Raw genomic sequence first — 18,325 nt, 5'->3', positions numbered from 1 at the left:
CGAGACGCGCGGCCGTCCCGGGCGAGTCAGGCCGGTACGGGACGCCGGCGCAAGCGGATCTGCCAGACGTCGGGGCCGTCCTGCAGCCACTCCCCGGCCATCTGCCCCGCGTAGCGGCTGTCGATCTCGGCCAGCAGCGGCAGCGGAGCGTGCGCCGCGACCAGGACGAGCGCCGCGTCGGCGGCCAGGGCGTCCAAGGCGGCCAGCACGCGAGCGTGTCGCTCACCGGGCGGCACGTCGCGCACGTCGATGCGCGCGTCGAGCGCGAGCGTCTGCGCCTCGGCACCCACCGCCCGGGGGATGTCGCCGCCGCATCCACAGCCGCCGCATCCACACCTGTCGGCGGCCGTACCCGCGTCCGCGCCGATGATGTCGTGCATGCCGTCGAGCAGCCCGGCCAGTGACACGTTCTCGGCATCGACCAGCAGCGGCACCACCAGGTCGTTCTCCTTGGCGAGGTGGCTGGCGAAGACCGCCTGCAGGGCGTGTGCGGTGGCCACCGCCACGACCGGGGAGGCGGCGGCCTTGAGGTCGGCGACGAGCGCCGCGATGACGCGGTGCTCCCCCAGCATCCCGTCGATCAGCAGCCTGCCGGCCGGCAGGCCCGCGGCGGCCGGGTACAGGGCTGCCTCCTCGGCGTACGCGTGCGGCAGCAGCTCGCCGTGCAGCCACGACGTGAGGGCATCCCGAAGCTCCCTCACCCGCGTCGTGTCACCGGCGTCGGCGGCTTCGACGAGCCGCGTGACGTGGCCGCTCAGGGTTGCGGCGAGTTCGCTGTGATGGTTCACGACGGCCTGGGCGGCCCGCTGGTCGGCGAGCTCGGACTGTGACATGGGCCCTCCATAGTTTTGACGCTGTTTTACGTTATAACGTTAGGCACCATGGAAACACCTCGGACAGGTCTCAGCGCGGAGACGACCGACACGCCCCGCCGACCGGCGCCGGGTTCGCACAGCCGGGTGACGATCCTGCGGCTGGTACCCGGCGCACCGGGCGTCTCAGCCGCCGAGGTCGCGGCTGGGACCGGGCACGAGGAGCCGATCGACCCGATGATCACCGTGCTGGACCGGCTCGGCTTCAGCCCGCGCCTGGCGGCGGCCGGGGGCCGGTCGTGAGCCGCCCGGCGGGAGTCCCGGTCCGGTGGCGGCTGCCCGTGCTGGCCGTCGGGGCGCTCGCGCTGCTGGCCGGCCTGTACACAGGTCTGCTGCTGCTCGGCACTGCGGTGCCGGCTCCTGCGGCCGCTGTGGAGCAGGTCCACGGCCCGGTGATGGTGTTCGGGTTCGTCGGCACACTGATTGCCCTGGAACGCGCCGTAGCCCTGGGCGCCCGCTGGGCACTGCTGGCGCCGGCGTGCTCCGGGCTGGGTGGGCTCGTCCTGGTGGCGACCGGACCGAGTCCGGCCGGCAAGACGCTGGCCATGGCGGCGTCGGTGGTGCTGCTCGGGATCTACCGGGCGCTGTGGCGCCGGCAGCCGAGCACCGCGCTGCTCGCACAGGGCTGCGGCGCGTTCGGCTGGTACGCCGCGACGCTGCTGTGGCTGGCCGGGTACTCGGTCGCCGAGATCGTGCCGTGGATGGCGGTGTTCGTGGTGGCCACCATCGCCGGGGAACGCCTCGATCTGGCCCACGTCGCGCTGCGCGACCGGCACGCCGAGCACTGGTTCCGGTTCGCCACGGCCACTGTCATGACCGGCGCCACGGCCGGCATCCTGTGGCCGGCGGCCGGTGCGCATCTGTTCGGCGCCGGGCTGCTCGCCGTCACCGCCTGGCTCGTCGTCTTCGACGTGGCCCGGCACACCGTGCGGGCCGAGGCCCTGCCCCGCTACGTCGCCGTCGGTCTCCTCACCGGCTACGGCTGGCTGGGGCTGGCCGGGCTCCTGTGGGCCGGTGCGGGGCCCGTTCTGGACGGGCCACGCTACGACGCGACGCTGCACGCACTGTTCCTCGGCTTCGTCATGTCGATGATCTTCGTGCACGCCCCGGTGATCCTGCCCGCCGTGCTGCGCCGGCCCCTGCCCTACCATCGGGCGCTCTACGCCCCGCTGGCCCTGCTGCACACCTCGCTGCTGATCCGCGTCGGCCTCGGCGACGCGGGCGGTCTCGAGCCGGTGTGGCGCATCGCCGGCATCGTCAACGTGGTCGCGGTGCTCACCTTCGCCGCCTGCGCCGCCGTCCTGTCCCTGCGTCACCGGCCGCCGGGGCGACCGGCACCGCTCGCGGCGGCACGTCGACCGGCCGGCGCGACGGCCGCATCATGAGCGCCACCACGGTCAAGAAGAAGCCGGCGCCGGCCGGGCGGGCCGGCTGGCATCGCCGCACCGGTCTGCTGCCGCTGGCGTACCTGGTCGCGCTGGTGGCCGTCGCGTTCGTCCACCCGTTCCTACCGGGCTGGCGGTGGCTCGCCATCCACCTGCTCCTGCTCGGCGCGGCCACCAACGCGATCCTGGTGTGGAGCGTCCACTTCACCACCGCGGTGCTGCGCTGCCCCGCACCCGCGCGCCGCCACGCCGAAGCCGTCCGGCTCGCCGTACTCAATGCCGGCATCGGCGGTGTTCTCGCCGCCGGCGTCACCGATCGACCCGGGCTCGGTATCGCCGGCGCCGCGCTGGTGTTCGGCGCCGCCGTCGCACACCTGCTCTGGCTCGCCACCCGGCTCCGCGCCGCGCTGCCCGCCCGCTTCGCCGTCACCGTGCACTACTACGTCGCAGCCTCGGTCGCCCTGCTGACCGGCGTGCCGGTCGGCGCGTGGATGCTGGTCGCCGACGACGACAGCCGACCACGGCTGCTGCTGTTCCACGCCCACGTCAACCTGCTCGGCTGGGTGACCCTGACCGTGCTCGGCACGCTGCTCACCCTGTGGCCGACCGTGCTGCGCACCCGGATGGCCGACGGCGCTACGACCGCCGCGCGTCGCGCCCTGCCGGTCGCGGTAGCCGGACTGGCCGTGCTCAGCGTCGCCGTGCTGGCCTGGTGGCCGCCGCTGGCGGCGGGCGGACTGGTGCTGCTCGCCGTCGCCGTCGCCCGAACGGCACGACCGATCGTGCAGACCGCCCGGCGCAAGCCACCGGCGTCCTTTGCCGGCTGGTCCATCGCCGCCGCCGGTGGCTGGCTGTTCGCCGCCCTCGTCGTCGACGCCTGGACCCTGCTGTCCGCCGCCGGCCCGGCCACTGCCGCGGACCGCTTCGGCGCCGTCCTGACCCCCCTTCTCGCCGGCTTCGTCGCCCAGACACTGCTCGGCGCGTTGTCGTACCTGCTGCCCATGGCCCTCGGCGGAGGCCCCCTCGCAGTGCGGCAGCGCACCGAGCGGCTGGACCGGCACGGGGCCCAGCGGGTGGCGATGACCAACGCCGCGCTGGTCGTGTTCGTCCTGCCGGCGCCGCCGTACGTGCGCATCACCACCTCACTGCTGGTCCTCGTCGCGCTGCTGCAGTTCCTGGTTCCCGCCGTCCGCACCGTGCTCGCCGCCCGGAGGCAACCGTGACACCACCCGCCACTTCCCCGCACCGCGCGTTGGGCGGCGCCGTCGCCGGCATCGCTCTCGTCCTCGTCGCCGTTCTGATCGGGGCGGCCGCGCAGCGCGTCACAGCGACGCCGGCCACCCTCGCCGCCCCGGCGGCCGGCGTCGCGGCGACCGGGCGCACCACCACCGTCGCGGTGACCGCCGACGGGATGCGGTTCCACCCCGACCGCATCACCGTGCCGGCCGGTGACCGACTGATCATCGAGTTCACCAACCGGGACCGCCGCCGCCACGACCTCGTCCTGGCCACCGGTGCCAGGACCCCGATCGTGGGCGGCGGAGGCACGGCACGGCTGGACGCGGGAATCATCGGCGGCACCGCCGAGGGCTGGTGCTCCCTACCCGGGCACCGCCAAGCCGGCATGACGCTGACCGTCACCACGACACCCGGCACCGGGTCGGCCGCGGCCACCGGACACGACCACTCGGTTCCGGCGGCCACCCCCGAGCCGTCCGCGGCGGCCCCGCGCGTCGACGCGATGGCCGAGCCCGGCGCCGGCTTCACCGCCCGCGACGCCGCCGCGCCGGCGACACCCGCGGGCCGGTTGCACCGCCTCGACCTACGGGTACAGGAGGTGCAGCGCGACGTCGCTCCCGGAATCCGGCAGAAGCTGTGGACCTTCAACGGCACCACCCCCGGACCCGTCCTGCGCGGACGCGTCGGCGACACCTTCGAGATCACGCTGATCAACGACGGCACCCTGGATCACGGCGTCGACTTCCACGCCGGCGCGCTCGCCCCCGACGAACCCATGCGCCCCATCGACCCCGGACAACGGCTCACCTACCGGTTCACCGCCACCAAGGCCGGCATCTGGATGTACCACTGCTCGACCATGCCGATGCTGCACCACATCGGCAACGGCATGTACGGCGCCGTCATCATCGACCCACCCGACCTGCCTCCCGCCGACCGTGAGTACGTCCTGGTGCAGTCCGAGCTGTACCTCGGCAGCGACGGCGAACCCGGCGACCTGGCCAAGATGCAGGCAGAGCGGCCGGACGCGGTCGTGTTCAACGGCTACGTCGCCCAGTACGCCCACCGGCCACTGACCGCCCGCCCCGGCGACCGCGTCCGCATCTGGGTTCTCAACGCCGGTCCCAACCGCACCACCGCCTTCCACATCGTCGGCGCCCACTTCGACACCCTCTACCGTGAAGGTCGATGGCAGTTGCGCCCGGACGACTCCGGCGCGGCCCAGGTCTTGGACCTGACACCGGCGGCCGGTGGCTTCGTCGAGACGGTCCTGACCGAACCCGGCCACTATCCGTTCGTCAGCCACGTCATGGTCGACGCCGAGCGCGGCGCCCGCGGCACCATCCACGTCAGGTGACGAGTCAGATGCCAACCGAGAACATCACCACCGGCACCCGCAGGCCGCCGGTCCGCCGCAGGACGGCACGGCAGTTCATTCCTCCACAGCACGGCGCGTGGGCCATGTTGCTCGTGCCCTGGCTCGCCGGGGTCCTCAGCGTCGGATTCCGATGGCCGCACCTGCCGCTGGCCGGCGCGTGGCTCGCCGGCTATCTGCTGTCCTACTACGTCCTGCAGGCAGTCAAGACGCGCCGGCTGTCCCGCTTCCGGCCGCAACTGATGCTGTACGGGCCGGTCACCGCCGCACTCGGCCTGCTCGTCGTCACCGTCCGACCCCAGCTGTTGGTCTACGCCCCCGCCTACGCGCTGCTGCTGGCCCTCAACGTCGTCTACGCGCGGCGACGCCGGGAGCGGGCGCTGGTCAACGACCTCGTCTCGGTCGTACAGAGCTGCCTGATGGTCTTCGTCGCCGCCACCCTCGCCGGCACCGGCATCAGCCACGTCACGCCGGTCTTCACCGTTGTCCTGCTGTACTTCACCGGCACGGTGCTCTACGTCAAGACCATGATCCGTGAGCGCGGCAAGTCGTCGTACTACTGGGCATCCGTGATCTACCACGCCCTCGCACTCGGCGTGGCGGCCTTCCTCGGTATCCCGCTCACGGCCGTCTTCGTTCTCTTACTGCTTCGCGCGGCTGCGCTTCCCCGGCACCGGCTGACACCCAAGCACGTCGGCATGATCGAGATAGCGGCCTCGGCGCTCGTGCTCATCACTGCTGTGGCCGCCCGATGACAACTCAGCGGGTCACCACCCGGATGGTGATCCGGCCCTGCGCGCGGCCACCCTCGGCTTCACGATGAGCCGCCTCGCACCGCGTCCTCACCGCGCTTGATCGAGGCCCGCACTTCCCGGTTCGACGTCGTGGGGTCGGCGCCGGCGGCCCGGAGCAGATCACTCGCCGCGGTACGCAGCTGGGTCACCACCGCCTCGCCGAAGGCGTCGAGCCCGTGCGCCTGCGCCCGGCCGGCCGCCTGTACGGCGTCGTCGATCTTCTGCTGCGTCCGCCCGCGGTGACGCGCGGACCGGTGCTCACGGCGTAGCAGTTCGACGGCGTCGGCGAGCTGGCCGACGCCGGCGCAGAGATCGGCCGGGATCCGTTCGTCGTACTGCAGGGCCATCGCAGACCGGCGGGCCACGCCACGGGCGTGCTCGATCACCCGCTCCAGGTACAGGCTCGCATCAGCGAAGCGCTCCACATCCTCTCGACGCCGCCAGCGGGCAGGCGCCAGCCGGACGACCTCCTCGGCGCCGTTGAGCGACTGGTGCATCCGGGACAGGTCAGGACCCAGGCCGCGCAGCGTGTCCAGCGCCCGGATCGCTCGCGGCTGGTCATGGGTGCGCAGGGCCGCGGCGACCTCCCGGAACTGGTCGGCGAGACACCGGTAGATCGGCGCCGCGTCGCGGTCCAGGATCCGCATCGGGTTGAACGGCAGCAGCAGCACGACCACCACCAGGCCGACCACGCCGCCGACCGTCGCCTCGACGATGCGGGGCAGTTCGACGTCCTTCTGGACCGGCCCCAGGGTTGCCAGCAGCACGGCCGTGCCGCCGGCCTGCCCGACCGCCGATCCGCTGCGGCCGAAGAGGACGAGCGTGGCGAGGATGGCGCCGGCGACGGTGACCCCGACCTGCCAGAATCCGTCGCCCAGGAGGGCCAGGAGGAAGTCGCTCGCCGCGATCCCCAGCCCCACCCCGATGAGCAGTTCGAAGGTACGCCGGGCGCGTTGCCCGAGTGCGGCGACGATCGTGCCCACAGCGGCGGAGGGGGCGAAGACCGGCGAGGGGTTGCCGAGCACGTTGTGCCCGATCCACCAGGCCAGCGCGGCGGCGAGCCCGGCCTGCACGGAGATCACCAGGGCGACCTCCATCTGGTGCAACCGGAGCCGACCGGCCCGGCCGCCGCGCTGGCGGAACCGCGTCGTGCCGGTCCTCACCCGCTGCGCGGCCCGCGCGGACCAGTAGCCACCGGCGCCGGGTTCAGCACTCACCAAGCACTCGTATCACGGCGAGCGCGGACGTCCCCGGCGAACTTCACCGGCTTCCACCGTACGGCGCCGCGGCCGAAGCATTCGGTGGCCCGGACCGTCCAGCCTGTAGCCGGTCACGGGTGACCCACCGGCTGTCCGCGTCGACGATCTGCTTCACTGCGCCGGGACCGCTGTCGCCCGCCGAGGCCATCGATCGCGGCCACGGCCACCGCAGGTTGTTCGGTACCCTCTTACACGCCCTGACACCGCCTGACGACGGCTTCGGACTGGGGGTTGGATGGAAGGCCAGCGCGCTGCCGCCGGGTCGGTTCACGACGGCATGGCCACCGAGCGATTCGCCGAGCAACTGCGGGCACTGCGGACCGCGGTGGGCAACCCGTCGTTCCGGAAGATGGCGGGGCGGTCGGGCCGGATCTCCCATACGACGCTGCACGAGGCTGCCGCCGGGACCAGGTTTCCCTCCTGGGAGACCACCCGCGAGTTCGTCCGGGCCTGCGACGCGGACGAGGTCCAGTGGCGGTGCCGTTGGGAGGACGCCCAGCGCGCCGGGCCGATCCAGACCCTCCCGGAGGGCGGTCTCGCACCGGCCGGCACCGACTCCCCGGACGGGGAGGGCGCTCCGGGGACCACCGACGCGACGACGGTCGGCGCGGTGGCCGTCCAGACGTCCGGCGCCGTGGGGATGGCCGCCGTCGACGGGCCCGCCGGGTCCGGCGTCGCCGCGTCCCCGGACCTCCCGCCGGCGGGCGAGCGCGCGCCGCGGGCGCGGCGGGCCCGGTTGCCGTGGCTCGTGACGGCAGCGACGGTGGTGGTGTCGACGGCCGTCGTCCTGGGTGTCACCGTCCGCGACCGGTCGTCCCTCGACGGCTCCGGTGCCGCTGCGGCGCCGACGTCGGCGGCGGCGTTCTCGGACTCGATGGTTCCCGGGGACTCGAGCCAGTTCGTCGCCGACGTCACCATCCCCGACGGTGCACGGGTGAAGGTGAACGCCCAGTTCGTCAAGGTGTGGGCGCTTGCGAACGTGGGCACGGTCCACTGGCACAACCGCTTCCTGGCGCGGACGAGCCCCGCTCCGGAGGAGGACGGTTGCCAGGTGCCGGACCGGGTGGCGATCGGCGACACGCCACCCGGCGCACAGGTGATGATCAGTGTTCCGGTCACCGCGCCGAGCCGTCCCGGGCAGTGCTGGGTCAGCTGGAAGATGGTCGACGAGCACGGGCAGGCGTACTTCCCCAGCCGCCGGCCGGTCTACTTCATGGTCACCGTCACGGACTGACCGCGCCCGGCGGCGGCCGCGGCCAGGGTCCGCCGGGCCCTCGACGGGCCGGCGTGCGGTGTCAGTCCGCACGCGCTCCATGTCAGTCCCGCGCGTAGTCAAGCTGACAACGCCGCATCCATCGAGGTCGGTGATGATCTGACAGATCTGACGGATCGGCGGGGTACCGAACAGCAGGTCCCTTCTCGCAGGGTGAGGTCCGATCCGAACAGGGCTCACCATCACGGAGGAGGACCGAGCATGCGCCGTCTCTGGTCAGCCGTCGGGCTCACCGCGCTCTGCGTCGCGGTCGGTGTCCCGGCCCCGGCGGGGGCCGCAAGGTCCGGCGCACCGGTACAGCGGACCGCCGCCGCGCGCCCCGTCGTGGACATGGCGGTCACCGTCCTGGCCGCCCAGATCGACCCCCGCCGCGACGACCACACACTGACCCCGGGTGCGAAGGGTTCCGTGCTCGCCGTCGAGCAGGCGCTCCAGGCCAGGAAGCTGCTGAACGCGCAGTGGGTCGACGGCTACTTCGGCACCGAGACCATCTCGGCGTACGCGGCCTACCAGCGCTCGCTCGGTTACACCGGACTGGCCGCGAACGGGCTGCCCGGCATCACCTCGCTGACGAAGCTCGGGCAGGACCGGTACACAGTGGCCAATCCGATCGGCCCGGGCCCGAAGGTTCCGCGTGACGGGTACGTCGTCAACACCCGCACCCAGGCGATGCTCGCCGAGGCCCAGCGTCTGCTCGGCCGAACCCTGGTGCTCGACCAGGGTTCCTACAACCCCGGGGGCGATCCGACCTCGGCCGGCACGCACGACGGCGGAGGCGTGGTGGACATCTCGGTCACCGGCATGACCTCGGCCACCCGCACGACAGTCGCCCGGGTCCTGCGCCAGGTCGGCTTCGCCGCCTGGGTACGCAACCCGGGCCAGGGTGACTGGCCGTGGCACATCCACGCCGTGGCGATCAACGACACGGACCTGTCCAGCCAGGCGCAGCACCAGGTCGGCGACTACCACCTCGGCATGAACGGCCTGGCCAACCGTGGCCCGGACGACGGCCCCCGGGTGCCGATCAGCACCTGGGAGCAGTACCAGAGCGGGAAGTGACCCGCACCGGGTCCCATCCCGTCCGCAACCACCCCCAACCGTCCGGAGAGGACACCATGACCATCCGCAGGAGCCTCGCCGCCGTCGGCGCCACACTCGCCATGACCACCTCCATCCTCATCGTCGCCACGCCGGCGTCGGCCGCGTCCCGGGACGGGGTCTGCGACAGCGGCGAGTTCTGCTACTACTACAACAGCAACCAGGCCGGCTCCGTCTCCGACTTCACCACGTCGATCGACGACTACGGCACCACGCAGCCGACGTGCTACGAGTTCAAGGGCGCGGGCAACGGCAAGGGCCTGTGCGTGAAGAACAACGCCGCCTCGGTGTGGAACCGGACCAGCAAAACCGTACGGGTCTACTACAACAGCAACTTCGCCGGCGCCACCCAGGACTTCGCCGCCGGCGCGAAGGGCAACCTCAACGCCACGCTGAAGAACAACAACGCCTCGCACGACATCGGCGGCGGCGGCACGTTCCCCGCCGACCCGCGGGCGGCCGAGGCCGTCGCGTTCGCCAAGGCGCGACTCGGCCACACCGACTGGAACAACCAGTGCGAGCTCTTCGTCGAGCGGGCGTTCGGCACCAGCGGCCGGTTCGCCACGGCGCGCACCCACTACCAGTGGCAGCGGGACAACGGCCGCATCCACACCGGCTCGGTGCCGCCGGCCGGCACGGCGGTGTTCTTCACCTCCACGACGTCCGCCGGGCACGTGATGCTCTCCATCGGGGGAAACAGCGCCATCAGCACGGGGCCGACCGTCTACCAGACCAACTCGTTCCGGGACCGGTCCGACTACCTGGGCTGGGCGTACGTCCCGAGCGGCTGGTGACCCGGCATGCGCTCACGGATACCGATCGGCGGCCGCGGGTGACCGTCCTGAAACGAGTTTCGAGCGTCCTGACGGTTCTGGTGGTGGCGCTCGGCGGGGTCGCGGTGGCGCCGGGAGCGGCCTCCGCCGCCCCCCGCGACGGGGTCTGCGACAGCGGCGAGTTCTGCTACTACTACAACAGCAACCAGGCCGGCTCGATCTCCGACTTCACCGACTCGCAGGACGACTACGGCACGACCCAGCCGACGTGCTACGAGTTCAAGGGCGCGGGCAACGGCAAGGGCCTGTGCGTGAAGAACAACGCCGCCTCGGTGTGGAACCGGACCAGCAAAACCGTACGGGTCTACTACAACAGCAACTTCGCCGGCGCCACCCAGGACTTCGCCGCCGGCGCGAAGGGCAACCTCAACGCCACGCTGAAGAACAACAACGCCTCGCACGAGCTGCTGTCCGGAGGGCCGACGGGTTGCAGCACCGACGGCACCAACAGCAAACTACCGAGCACCATCCTGGTCTACCGGGTCGGTCTCGGACGGGTCGACCGGGTCGACTTCAAGACGTACGTCAAGAACGTCCTCCCGAACGAGTGGGTGCCGAGCTGGCCGAACGCCTCGCTGGACGCCGGTGCCGTGGCCGTCAAGAGCTACGGCTGGTACTGGGCGCTGCACTCGACCCGGAAGACCTCCGGCGGACAGTGCTACGACGTCCGTGACGACACCGGCGACCAGGTCTACCGGCCGTCGTCGGCGCAGGCGTCGACGTCCTCCGCGGTGGACCGCACCTGGTCGACCCGGCTGACCCGCAGCGGCAACATCCTGCGGGCGCACTACTGCGCGACCACGACCGCCTGCGGTGGCTGGGTGGACGGGGACTGGATGTCACAGTACGGCTCGCGTGACCTCGCGAACGCGGGCAAGACCTACCAGGCGATCCTGCGCTACTACTACAGGGACGTGACCGTTTCCTGACGCCGTCCACCAACCGTGCCGCCCGCCGCAGTCCGCGGCGGGCGGCCTGCCGGTGACGACGGCACCTCCCCCGGACGCCGGGTGGCACCGGAGACCCGCCTAGGCCATCGTCGCAGGTGACCTGCGCAGGGTCGCGGCCGTGACGACGGTGATGACGGCGGTGATGACCGCGAGGGAGTAGAACGCGTTGGCGATCTCCGTGTGATCGGCGACCGCAGCGACCAGCACGGTGACCACGGCACTCAGGCCGAGACCGGCCGCGTTGGCGGCGCCGAAGACCTGGCCGGCCCTGCGCTCGGGCACGCTGGCCAGCAGCAGGCTGCGGGTCGCCACCCGGGCCAGCCCGACCAGAGCGCCGGCGAAGGGGATGCCGGCCAGAAGAACGGTCAGGTGCAGCGGCTCCACAGCCACGATGACCGCACAGCCGACGATGCAGACGACGGCGATCCGGAGATGACCGAACCGGGCGGGAAGCCGGGTGTAGAGGGCGGCGGCGGCCACGAACCCGACCCCGGCCAGCGCGTCCACCAGCCCGTAGATGCCCGCGCCCCGGTGAAAGCCCTGGTACACCAAGACGATCAAGACGGTGTTGCCGACCATGGTCAGCACCGTGCAGGTGGCATAGAGAAGGCCGAGGCGCAGCAGCGGTGCGGTGGTCCGGCCGGTCGGCGTGCCGGTGCCGGTGGCCGCCGGCTGGGCACGCTCGGTGTGGGCAGGGCCGCGGCCGAGCAGATACATGGCCAGCGCCGAGACGAGGAAGGTGACGCCGTTGAAGAAGAACAGCGGCGTGGGCCCGAACAGGTGGATGGCGAGCCCGCCCACCGCTGCGGAGAGCAGGCTTCCGGCCTGTAGGGCGATCTCGTAGTGCGCGCTGAACCGCACCAGCCGGCCCGGGGCCACCCGCTCCTTCACCAGCGCGTTGCTCGCCGGCATGAACATCGCGGACAGCGCGGCGAGCGAGAGACTCACCAGGTAGGCAACCGGAGTGCTACCCCCGCCCAGCAGCAGCCAGACCGGCAACACCAGTGCCGCCAGGGCGCTGGCCACATCCGCGATCAGGCAGAGCGTCCGCCTGTCGTAACGGTCAGCGATCCGCCCGAACACCAGCGACAGTAACGCCGGTGGCACCGACGCCGCGATGAACAGCCACCCCACCGACAGTGCGCTGCCCGCGGTCGTGAAGACCAGAATCGCCGAGGCGACGAGCTGGATGCCGTTGCCCAGGCTCGTGACGAAGGTGGCCGGCAGGAGCAGCCGCTCGGCCCGGCGTCCCGTCGGGGGCGCAGCCGACGATCCGACGAGCGGTACGCGGGGACCGATCGATGCGGTCGGCGTCCCCCGCATCGGCGTGGGCGGGGTGGTGGTGGTCATGCGGACAGCCTCGGCAGCTTCCCTGACAGGCTGCGTCAGTGAAGTGGGGTGGCCTCGGCCACCCCGGGCGTTCGACGGCGGGACGACCTCTTGACTTCAGGTCGACCTGAAGTCGGACCCCGCTGCGGCACTGCAGGACCGGGACGCGCTGATGATCGACTCCTCGACGCCGGATTCCCGGACGTCACGGTCGAGGCGCAGACCGGGTGCGACCAGGTCCACGCGGTGACGGAGCACTGTCTCCCGCCGCGCCGACACTAGTCCCTTCGACATGCGCCGAGCCGATTGACGAGCCCGGATCGTGTGGTGAACCTGATGTCGGGAAGCGCCCGGAGACGCGCGATCGTCTCCTGGTCGGCGTTGCGGGTCCGGGCGTGTCGGATCAGGTCGTGCCGGTGCACGGGAAGCTCGAGATCGTCCAGGTAGCTCGTGATGTCCTGCGGGGTTGCCGTCACCGGATCGGGCTACCCGTCGTCGACACCGGTACACCGCACGGGAAGGTTTCAGGCCGGCGGGTCGGGGTGCTTCCCGTCCGTGCCGACATCCTCCGTGGCGCCGTCGGCGTTCACGTAACGCGAGGGCAGGTGCTCGTCCGGCTGCCCGGCCTGCGCCACCGTGTGGTGCGGGTCGCCGTCGGGCGAGAACAGCACCTGATCGGTCTTGGCGCTCTTCTCCTGCTCTTCCTCCGGTGCGGTCACGGGTATCCCCTCCAATGCGCGGGTCGGCACCCTTGAGCGTAGGCAACGCGCGACGGCAGAACAGCCGATCCGGCAAGGCGCCGCGGATCCCTCGCCGTGGACGCGCCGGTTGGTCAGTTGTCCTGACCCGGCTCGTGCCTGACGGCCCGGCGGACGAGACGGTTGGCGTCCGTGCGGGGGACCGTGGTGGCGCGGAGCAGGTCGCCGGCGATGGTGGCCACGTGGGCCATGACGACGGCGCCGGACAGGCCGAGTCCGTCGCGTCCGGCCTGCCCGGCCTTCGACACGGCGATGAGTGCCGTCCGCCGGGCGATGGTGGGTCTGCGGCCGGCGACGAAGTCGGTGTGCAGCCTGCTGACCGCCGTGCCGAGCGTGACGACGGCGCCGCCGAGGACGTCGAGGTTCCGTTCGTGGTCATCGATCGCGGTCTGGGCGCGGCGGGCGAGGCCCCGGCTGGTCTGGATCGCCCGGACGAGATACTCGGTGCCGTCGACATACTGCCGCAGCGTGTTGCGCAAGCGGCGCCGTTGCGGGGAATACTGCACCACCTCGCCGGCCCCCTGAAGCGCCTCGGACAGCTGCTGCAGTTGCCCGTCGATGGCCCGCAGCCGCAGCAGCGCCGACTGCACCGCGTCCGCATCACGGCGGCGCAGGGCGTTGCCCGTGGCGGTGAGTTCCTGCGACAGGGTGGCCAGGGCGGGGCCGGCGGCCCGCTCGACGGTGCGCAACGGGTTCAGCGGCAGCAGGAGAATCACGACGGCGAGCGCGGTGATCCCGCCGATGACCGCGTTGACGATCTGCGGGCCCTCGACACGCGTGCCGGCGGGCGTCACCGTCGACACCAGCACGGCGGTTCCGCCAGCCTGCGTGATCAGCCCGCCGCGCCCGGACAGGGCGATGGCCAGCAGGATGGCGGCGGTCACGATTCCCCCGGTCTGCCGCGTCCCACGGCCGGTGAGCTGGATCAGCACGTCGGCGACACCGATGCCCAGCGCCACGCCGAGGATCAGCTCGACCGTACGGCGCAGCCGCTGACCCACCGCGGCGGCCACGGTGCTCACGGCGGCGATCGGCGCGAACACCGGATTCGTGCTCACACCCACTTTCCGCGCCACCGCCCATGCCGCGGCGGCGGCCAGCCCGGCCTGCACCGCGACGATGCAGTACATGCGCAACTGCCGCCACCGGTCTCGCTCGGTGGACCTGCTCCGCGCCTCCCACCGCCGTAGCAGCGCATCGGCCCGAGCGGCGTGGACGTTCCCGTCCTGCGGGTGCGCCCGCGCCGAGGACCACACCGTCGCCGGCCATCGCATGCGCGCTACTACCCGGTGAACAGGCCGGCTATGACTCGACGAGCCGACGGCTTGGTCCTCGCACCGGCGGACGGCCCGGCCCACCACGGCGGAGCGGGAGGCACCTGCCCCGGCCGAGTGCGGCGAGGGCTGCCGGCGCGGCGGCGGAGACCACCGCGCGACCAGGTCAGGCCGGTTGCGGGCGGGGGCGCGGCTGGCGCAGCGCCCCGACGAGCGCGACGGCCCCGAACACCGACAGGAACAGCCCGGCGCCGACGCCGGTGACTGTGCTCGGCGCGACCGCGGTGGCGAGGCCCGCGATCAGGGCCGCGACCGCCGTCGCGGTGAGCAGGACGCCGAGCGCGATGAGGTTGCGGTCCCGCAGTACCGCCGTCAGCGGCAGGAAATGGACCCCGACCACGGCGCAGATCCATACCGGGATGTACGCCGGCAGGCCGAGCACGCCCAGGAGCGCCGCGCCGAGGCCGGCCAGCGCGAACTCGACGCCCACGATGATCCCGTAGCGCCGGCCGGCGGCCCGGTTGTTGATCGCGGCGGTCGAGGCCGGGCTGGTGAAGCCGACCACCGCGCCCACGGCCGCGACCAGCAGCGCCGCGATGCTACCGACGGTCAGCCACGGCGTCAGCCAAGCCGGCGGGTCCGCCTGCCCCCACCCGAACCAGCTCGCCGCGAAGAATCCCTCCACCAGAGCGGTGATTCCGCCGTCGCGGCGCGACTGGGGTGCTGTCTGCATGGCGGCCACTCTAGCGCCGTGCCCGAGCCGCGCGAGCGGGGTCATGTGCGGCCGGAGGAGTCAGGCGCCGAGCGACGGGGCGGCGGCCAGCAGGGCGAGGGCGGCCTGCTTGGCGTACCTGCCGGCGCCGGTCCGGTCGTGGTGCGCGGCGATCAGGGTCGCGCCCTCGACCAGGAGGAGCAACTGTCGCCCCACGGCGTCCGGGTCGGCGGCACCGGCGCGCCGGGCGACGGCGGTCAGGAGGTCGAGGCGGCGGTCCAGGTGGCGCGCGGTGATGCCCGTGACGGGCTGGGCCTGGTGTTGCGCCGCGGCGTTGTGCATGGCGCAGCCGCGGAACGCCGGCTCCTCGTACCACCGCTGGAGCTCGTCGAACACGGCGGCGAGCTGGGCGCGGGGATCCTCCCCGGCGGCGGCCGCGGCCGCGGCGATCCAGGAGGTCACCCGGTCGCTGCGCGCCTCCAGCACCGCTTCGATCAGGCCCTCCTTGGTGCCGAAGTGCCGGTAGAGAGTCTCCTTGGACACGCCGATGCGGGAGCACAGCTCGGCGACGCCGATGCCGTCGAGGCCCCGCTCGTACAGCAGCGGTGAGGCCGCGTCGATGATGCCCGAGCGGGTGCGCTCCGGGTCGATCGTTGATCCCTTGGGAACTGGCACGGGATAGATGGTACCGAGCGGTCCCTTCTGCTGCTAGCATCTCCCGGGTTCGTACCGATCGGTTCGATCAGGGGGGAGGGCAGATGACGTCGACGACGCCCATCGGGTGGTGGCCGGCCCTGCGGCTCGCCCTGGGCACCGCCTCCGCTCTCGGCTTCGCGCGCTTCGCCTACGGGCTGCTGCTGCCGGCGATGCGGGAGGACCTGAACTGGACGCTGGCAGCCGCCGGCGCGATGAGCACGGCCAACGGCTTCGGCTATCTGCTCGGCGCGCTGCTGACCCGCGGGCTGGTACGCCGCCTCGGTGCGGCCACCGCGTTCCGCCTCGCCATGGCGCTGACCGCCGCGTCGCTGGCCGTCACCGCCGTCAGCGGCGACTACCTGACGCTTGTGGTCCTCCGCACGCTGTCCGGTGCCACCGGCGCCGTGGTGTTCGTCGCGGGCGGGGTGCTCGCGTCGCACCTCGCGGCCGGAGCCGCGTCGGCAGTCCCCATCACCGTGTACTTCGCCGGCGCCGGGCTGGGCATCGTGCTCAGCGGCGTGGCCGTACCCCTGCTCGGCACGCACTGGCGGCTGGCCTGGCTGGTCCTCGGCGCCGCTGCGGCGCTGGCGACGGCGGTGAGCTGGACCGCGGCCCACAGCGAAGCCGGCGCGCCCGTGACCGGCCGGGCACGGCTCGGGCCGCTGCTGGCGCCCGCCCTGGCCTACCTGCTGTTCGCCGCCGGCTACATCACGTACATCACCTTTCTCTCCGCCTACCTGGCCGACCACGGCACCTCCGCGGGGCGGGTCGTCCTCACCTGGGCCGTGCTGGGCTCGGCCGTCGCGGCGGCACCCGCGGTGTGGAGTCGCCCGATCGCCAGGTGGCCCGGCAACCGGGCGCTGGCCACGCTCCTCGCCGTTCTGAGCGGCGGTGCGGCGCTGCTGCTGGTGTCGTCCGCGACACCTGTCGTCCTGGCCTCCGCGCTCCTGTACGGCGCGACCTTCATGGGCGTGCCGGCCGCGGTCACCGCCCTCATCAGGGCCCGCACGCCGGCCGCCGACTGGACCGCCACGCTCGCCCTCTTCACCGCCGTGTTCGCCGCCGGTCAGACGGCCGGCCCGTGGCTCGCCGGCCTGATCGCCGACCACACCTCGACCACCGCCACCCTCGCGTGGACCGCCGTCCTGGGCACCGTTGCCGCACTGACCGCCCTCGTCGGCGCCCCGACGCGCCGCACCCGCACCACTCACGACCACCCGAAGGAGCAGGATCATGACGAACTTCGTACTCGTCCCCGGGATGTGCCACGGCGGTTGGTGCTTCGAGCACCTCACCCGACGGTTGCGCGGCCTCGGGCACAGCGTCCACCCGCTGACGTTGACCGGCGTGAGTGAACGCAGGCACCTGTTGCAGGGCACGGTGAACCTCGACACCCACATCCAGGACGTGGTGGCGGCTCTCGACGTCGAGGACCTGCGGGACACCGTGCTGGTCGGGCACAGCTACGGCGGGATGGTGATCACCGGAGCCGCGGACCGGGCACCCGACCGGGTCGACTCCCTGGTCTACCTGGACGCCGTGGTGCCCGGCGACGGCGACTCCTGCTGGTCGCTGGTGTCGGAGCAGGAGCGGAGGTGGTACCTGGACGTGGACGAGACCGGCTGCGCGTCCCGGCCCCTGCCGTTCTTCGACGCCCGGGCGACGCCCCACCCGATCGCCTCGTTGCTCCAGCCACTCCGGCTCACCGGCGGACCGGCGCCCGTCAGGCGCCGGGACTACGTGTACGCCGCCGGCTGGGCGGACCAGTCCCCGTTCACCCCGACCTACCAGAGGCTGAGTGCGGACCCCGGCTGGACCACCCACGCCCTGCCCGGAGGACACAACCTCATGCGCGACACGCCGGACGAACTGGCGAAGATCCTGCTCGACGTCGCCGGCTCCCGCTGAGCCGCTCGTCCCCCACGGCCGGTGGGGATGCTGCCAAGATCTCCGTCGACTATGGTACGGGTGCGGTCAGCCAGGGTAGGTGGACGGCATGGACTCGGTGCGGATGCACTTCGACGACGGCGCGGACAGCGCGCTCGTCCGTCAGGCCGCCCGGGAGGTCCTCGCCGGCTGGGAGGCCGCGCACGTCGCCGACGACGCGCTCACCGTCATCACGGAGCTGATCCACAACGTCATCAAGCACACCGACACCGGAGGCAGACTCGATCTGACCCGCCAGGCGGACGCGATCCTCATCGAGGTGTTCGACGGCTCCACCCAACCACCCCGGCGCTTCGAACCGGACTCGCATCGCATCGGCGGGCGTGGCCTGCTGATCGTCGACGCCATGGCACGCGACTGGGGCACGCAGGCGATCCCTCACGGCCGGCCCGGCAAGGTGGTGTGGGCAGAGATCCCCCTCGACCAGTCCGCCTGACTCCTCACGTGCCCGGCACGGCGGGACGCCGGTGCACCGGTCACGTCCGGGTCCGTCGAGACGGACGATAATGGCCAGGGTCCACACGGGGCGTG

The 18,325-nt window shown here is 72.4% G+C and carries 19 protein-coding genes; 12 read left to right on the top strand and 7 right to left on the bottom strand.

Going from position 1 to position 18,325, the window contains the following annotated elements; genetic code table 11:
- Positions 1–26: 26 nt before the first annotated feature.
- Positions 27–833 (bottom strand): DUF2249 domain-containing protein, encoded by an 807-nt coding sequence (locus tag O7622_RS16270; RefSeq protein ID WP_282309019.1) that lies wholly within the window; start codon positions 831–833, stop codon positions 27–29.
- A 48-nt stretch (positions 834–881) separates the two neighbouring features.
- Between O7622_RS16270 and O7622_RS16265 the strand changes: the two genes are divergently transcribed.
- The 5 genes from O7622_RS16265 to O7622_RS16245 are packed head-to-tail and all read left to right on the top strand — an operon-like array spanning position 882 to position 5,626.
- Positions 882–1,115, top strand: a complete 234-nt coding sequence (locus O7622_RS16265) for a hypothetical protein (RefSeq protein WP_282309018.1) — start codon at positions 882–884, stop codon at positions 1,113–1,115.
- Entirely contained in the window at positions 1,112–2,257 is a 1,146-nt protein-coding gene (locus O7622_RS16260; protein ID WP_282309017.1) for a hypothetical protein, read from the top strand. Before O7622_RS16265 ends, O7622_RS16260 begins: the two co-directional genes overlap by 4 nt.
- The gene (locus O7622_RS16255; RefSeq protein ID WP_282309016.1) at positions 2,254–3,480 is read left to right on the top strand and encodes a hypothetical protein; all 1,227 of its coding nucleotides are present in this window, start codon (positions 2,254–2,256) and stop codon (positions 3,478–3,480) included. Before O7622_RS16260 ends, O7622_RS16255 begins: the two co-directional genes overlap by 4 nt.
- The gene (locus O7622_RS16250; RefSeq protein WP_282309015.1) at positions 3,477–4,853 is read left to right on the top strand and encodes a multicopper oxidase domain-containing protein; all 1,377 of its coding nucleotides are present in this window, start codon (positions 3,477–3,479) and stop codon (positions 4,851–4,853) included. The genes O7622_RS16255 and O7622_RS16250 overlap by 4 nt, the downstream gene beginning before the upstream one ends.
- A gap of 8 nt (positions 4,854–4,861) precedes the next feature.
- Positions 4,862–5,626: a YwiC-like family protein gene (locus tag O7622_RS16245; RefSeq protein ID WP_282309014.1), complete on the top strand. Its 765-nt coding sequence runs from the start codon at positions 4,862–4,864 to the stop codon at positions 5,624–5,626.
- 59 nt (positions 5,627–5,685) lie between these two features.
- Here the strand turns inward: O7622_RS16245 and O7622_RS16240 are convergent, their stop codons facing one another.
- Entirely contained in the window at positions 5,686–6,882 is a 1,197-nt protein-coding gene (locus O7622_RS16240) for an FUSC family protein (protein WP_282309013.1), read from the bottom strand.
- Positions 6,883–7,201: 319 nt separating this feature from the next.
- On the opposite strand from O7622_RS16240, the gene O7622_RS16235 reads away from it, so the two are divergent.
- The 4 genes from O7622_RS16235 (at position 7,202) to O7622_RS16220 (ending at position 11,057) form a co-directional block, all read left to right on the top strand.
- The gene (locus tag O7622_RS16235) at positions 7,202–8,158 is read left to right on the top strand and encodes an NBR1-Ig-like domain-containing protein (protein ID WP_282309012.1); all 957 of its coding nucleotides are present in this window, start codon (positions 7,202–7,204) and stop codon (positions 8,156–8,158) included.
- Positions 8,159–8,398: 240 nt separating this feature from the next.
- Positions 8,399–9,256: a peptidoglycan-binding protein gene (locus O7622_RS16230; protein WP_282309011.1), complete on the top strand. Its 858-nt coding sequence runs from the start codon at positions 8,399–8,401 to the stop codon at positions 9,254–9,256.
- A gap of 56 nt (positions 9,257–9,312) precedes the next feature.
- Positions 9,313–10,089: a peptidase inhibitor family I36 protein gene (locus O7622_RS16225; protein WP_282309010.1), complete on the top strand. Its 777-nt coding sequence runs from the start codon at positions 9,313–9,315 to the stop codon at positions 10,087–10,089.
- 38 nt (positions 10,090–10,127) lie between these two features.
- Complete coding sequence (locus tag O7622_RS16220) at positions 10,128–11,057, top strand: SpoIID/LytB domain-containing protein (protein ID WP_282309009.1); 930 nt, start codon at positions 10,128–10,130, stop codon at positions 11,055–11,057.
- Positions 11,058–11,156: 99 nt separating this feature from the next.
- Here O7622_RS16220 and O7622_RS16215 read toward each other — a convergent pair whose 3' ends face one another.
- The 5 genes from O7622_RS16215 to O7622_RS16195 all read right to left on the bottom strand — a co-directional run bounded on the left by O7622_RS16215 (position 11,157) and on the right by O7622_RS16195 (position 15,826).
- Positions 11,157–12,428, bottom strand: a complete 1,272-nt coding sequence (locus O7622_RS16215) for an MFS transporter (RefSeq protein ID WP_282309008.1) — start codon at positions 12,426–12,428, stop codon at positions 11,157–11,159.
- Between the two features lie 503 nt (positions 12,429–12,931).
- Positions 12,932–13,126, bottom strand: coding sequence for a hypothetical protein (locus O7622_RS16210; protein WP_282309007.1), 195 nt, complete (start codon positions 13,124–13,126; stop codon positions 12,932–12,934).
- 113 nt (positions 13,127–13,239) lie between these two features.
- Positions 13,240–14,295, bottom strand: a complete 1,056-nt coding sequence (locus O7622_RS16205; RefSeq protein ID WP_282309006.1) for an FUSC family protein — start codon at positions 14,293–14,295, stop codon at positions 13,240–13,242.
- A 310-nt stretch (positions 14,296–14,605) separates the two neighbouring features.
- Entirely contained in the window at positions 14,606–15,172 is a 567-nt protein-coding gene (locus O7622_RS16200) for a hypothetical protein (protein ID WP_282309005.1), read from the bottom strand.
- 60 nt (positions 15,173–15,232) lie between these two features.
- Positions 15,233–15,826: a TetR/AcrR family transcriptional regulator gene (locus tag O7622_RS16195; protein WP_282309004.1), complete on the bottom strand. Its 594-nt coding sequence runs from the start codon at positions 15,824–15,826 to the stop codon at positions 15,233–15,235.
- Positions 15,827–15,909: 83 nt separating this feature from the next.
- Here O7622_RS16195 and O7622_RS16190 point away from each other — a divergent pair, with 83 nt between their 5' ends.
- The 3 genes from O7622_RS16190 (at position 15,910) to O7622_RS16180 (ending at position 18,230) form a co-directional block, all read left to right on the top strand.
- Positions 15,910–17,202, top strand: a complete 1,293-nt coding sequence (locus tag O7622_RS16190) for a YbfB/YjiJ family MFS transporter (protein ID WP_282309003.1) — start codon at positions 15,910–15,912, stop codon at positions 17,200–17,202.
- Positions 17,108–17,755, top strand: coding sequence for an alpha/beta hydrolase (locus O7622_RS16185; protein ID WP_282314154.1), 648 nt, complete (start codon positions 17,108–17,110; stop codon positions 17,753–17,755). Before O7622_RS16190 ends, O7622_RS16185 begins: the two co-directional genes overlap by 95 nt.
- An 88-nt stretch (positions 17,756–17,843) precedes the next feature.
- Entirely contained in the window at positions 17,844–18,230 is a 387-nt protein-coding gene (locus O7622_RS16180; protein ID WP_282309002.1) for an ATP-binding protein, read from the top strand.
- Positions 18,231–18,325 lie beyond the last annotated feature (95 nt).

This window comes from Micromonospora sp. WMMD1076 (assembly GCF_029581475.1).
Lineage (GTDB): Bacteria > Actinomycetota > Actinomycetes > Mycobacteriales > Micromonosporaceae > Micromonospora > Micromonospora aurantiaca.
This window is presented reverse-complemented; position numbering and strand designations above follow the sequence as displayed.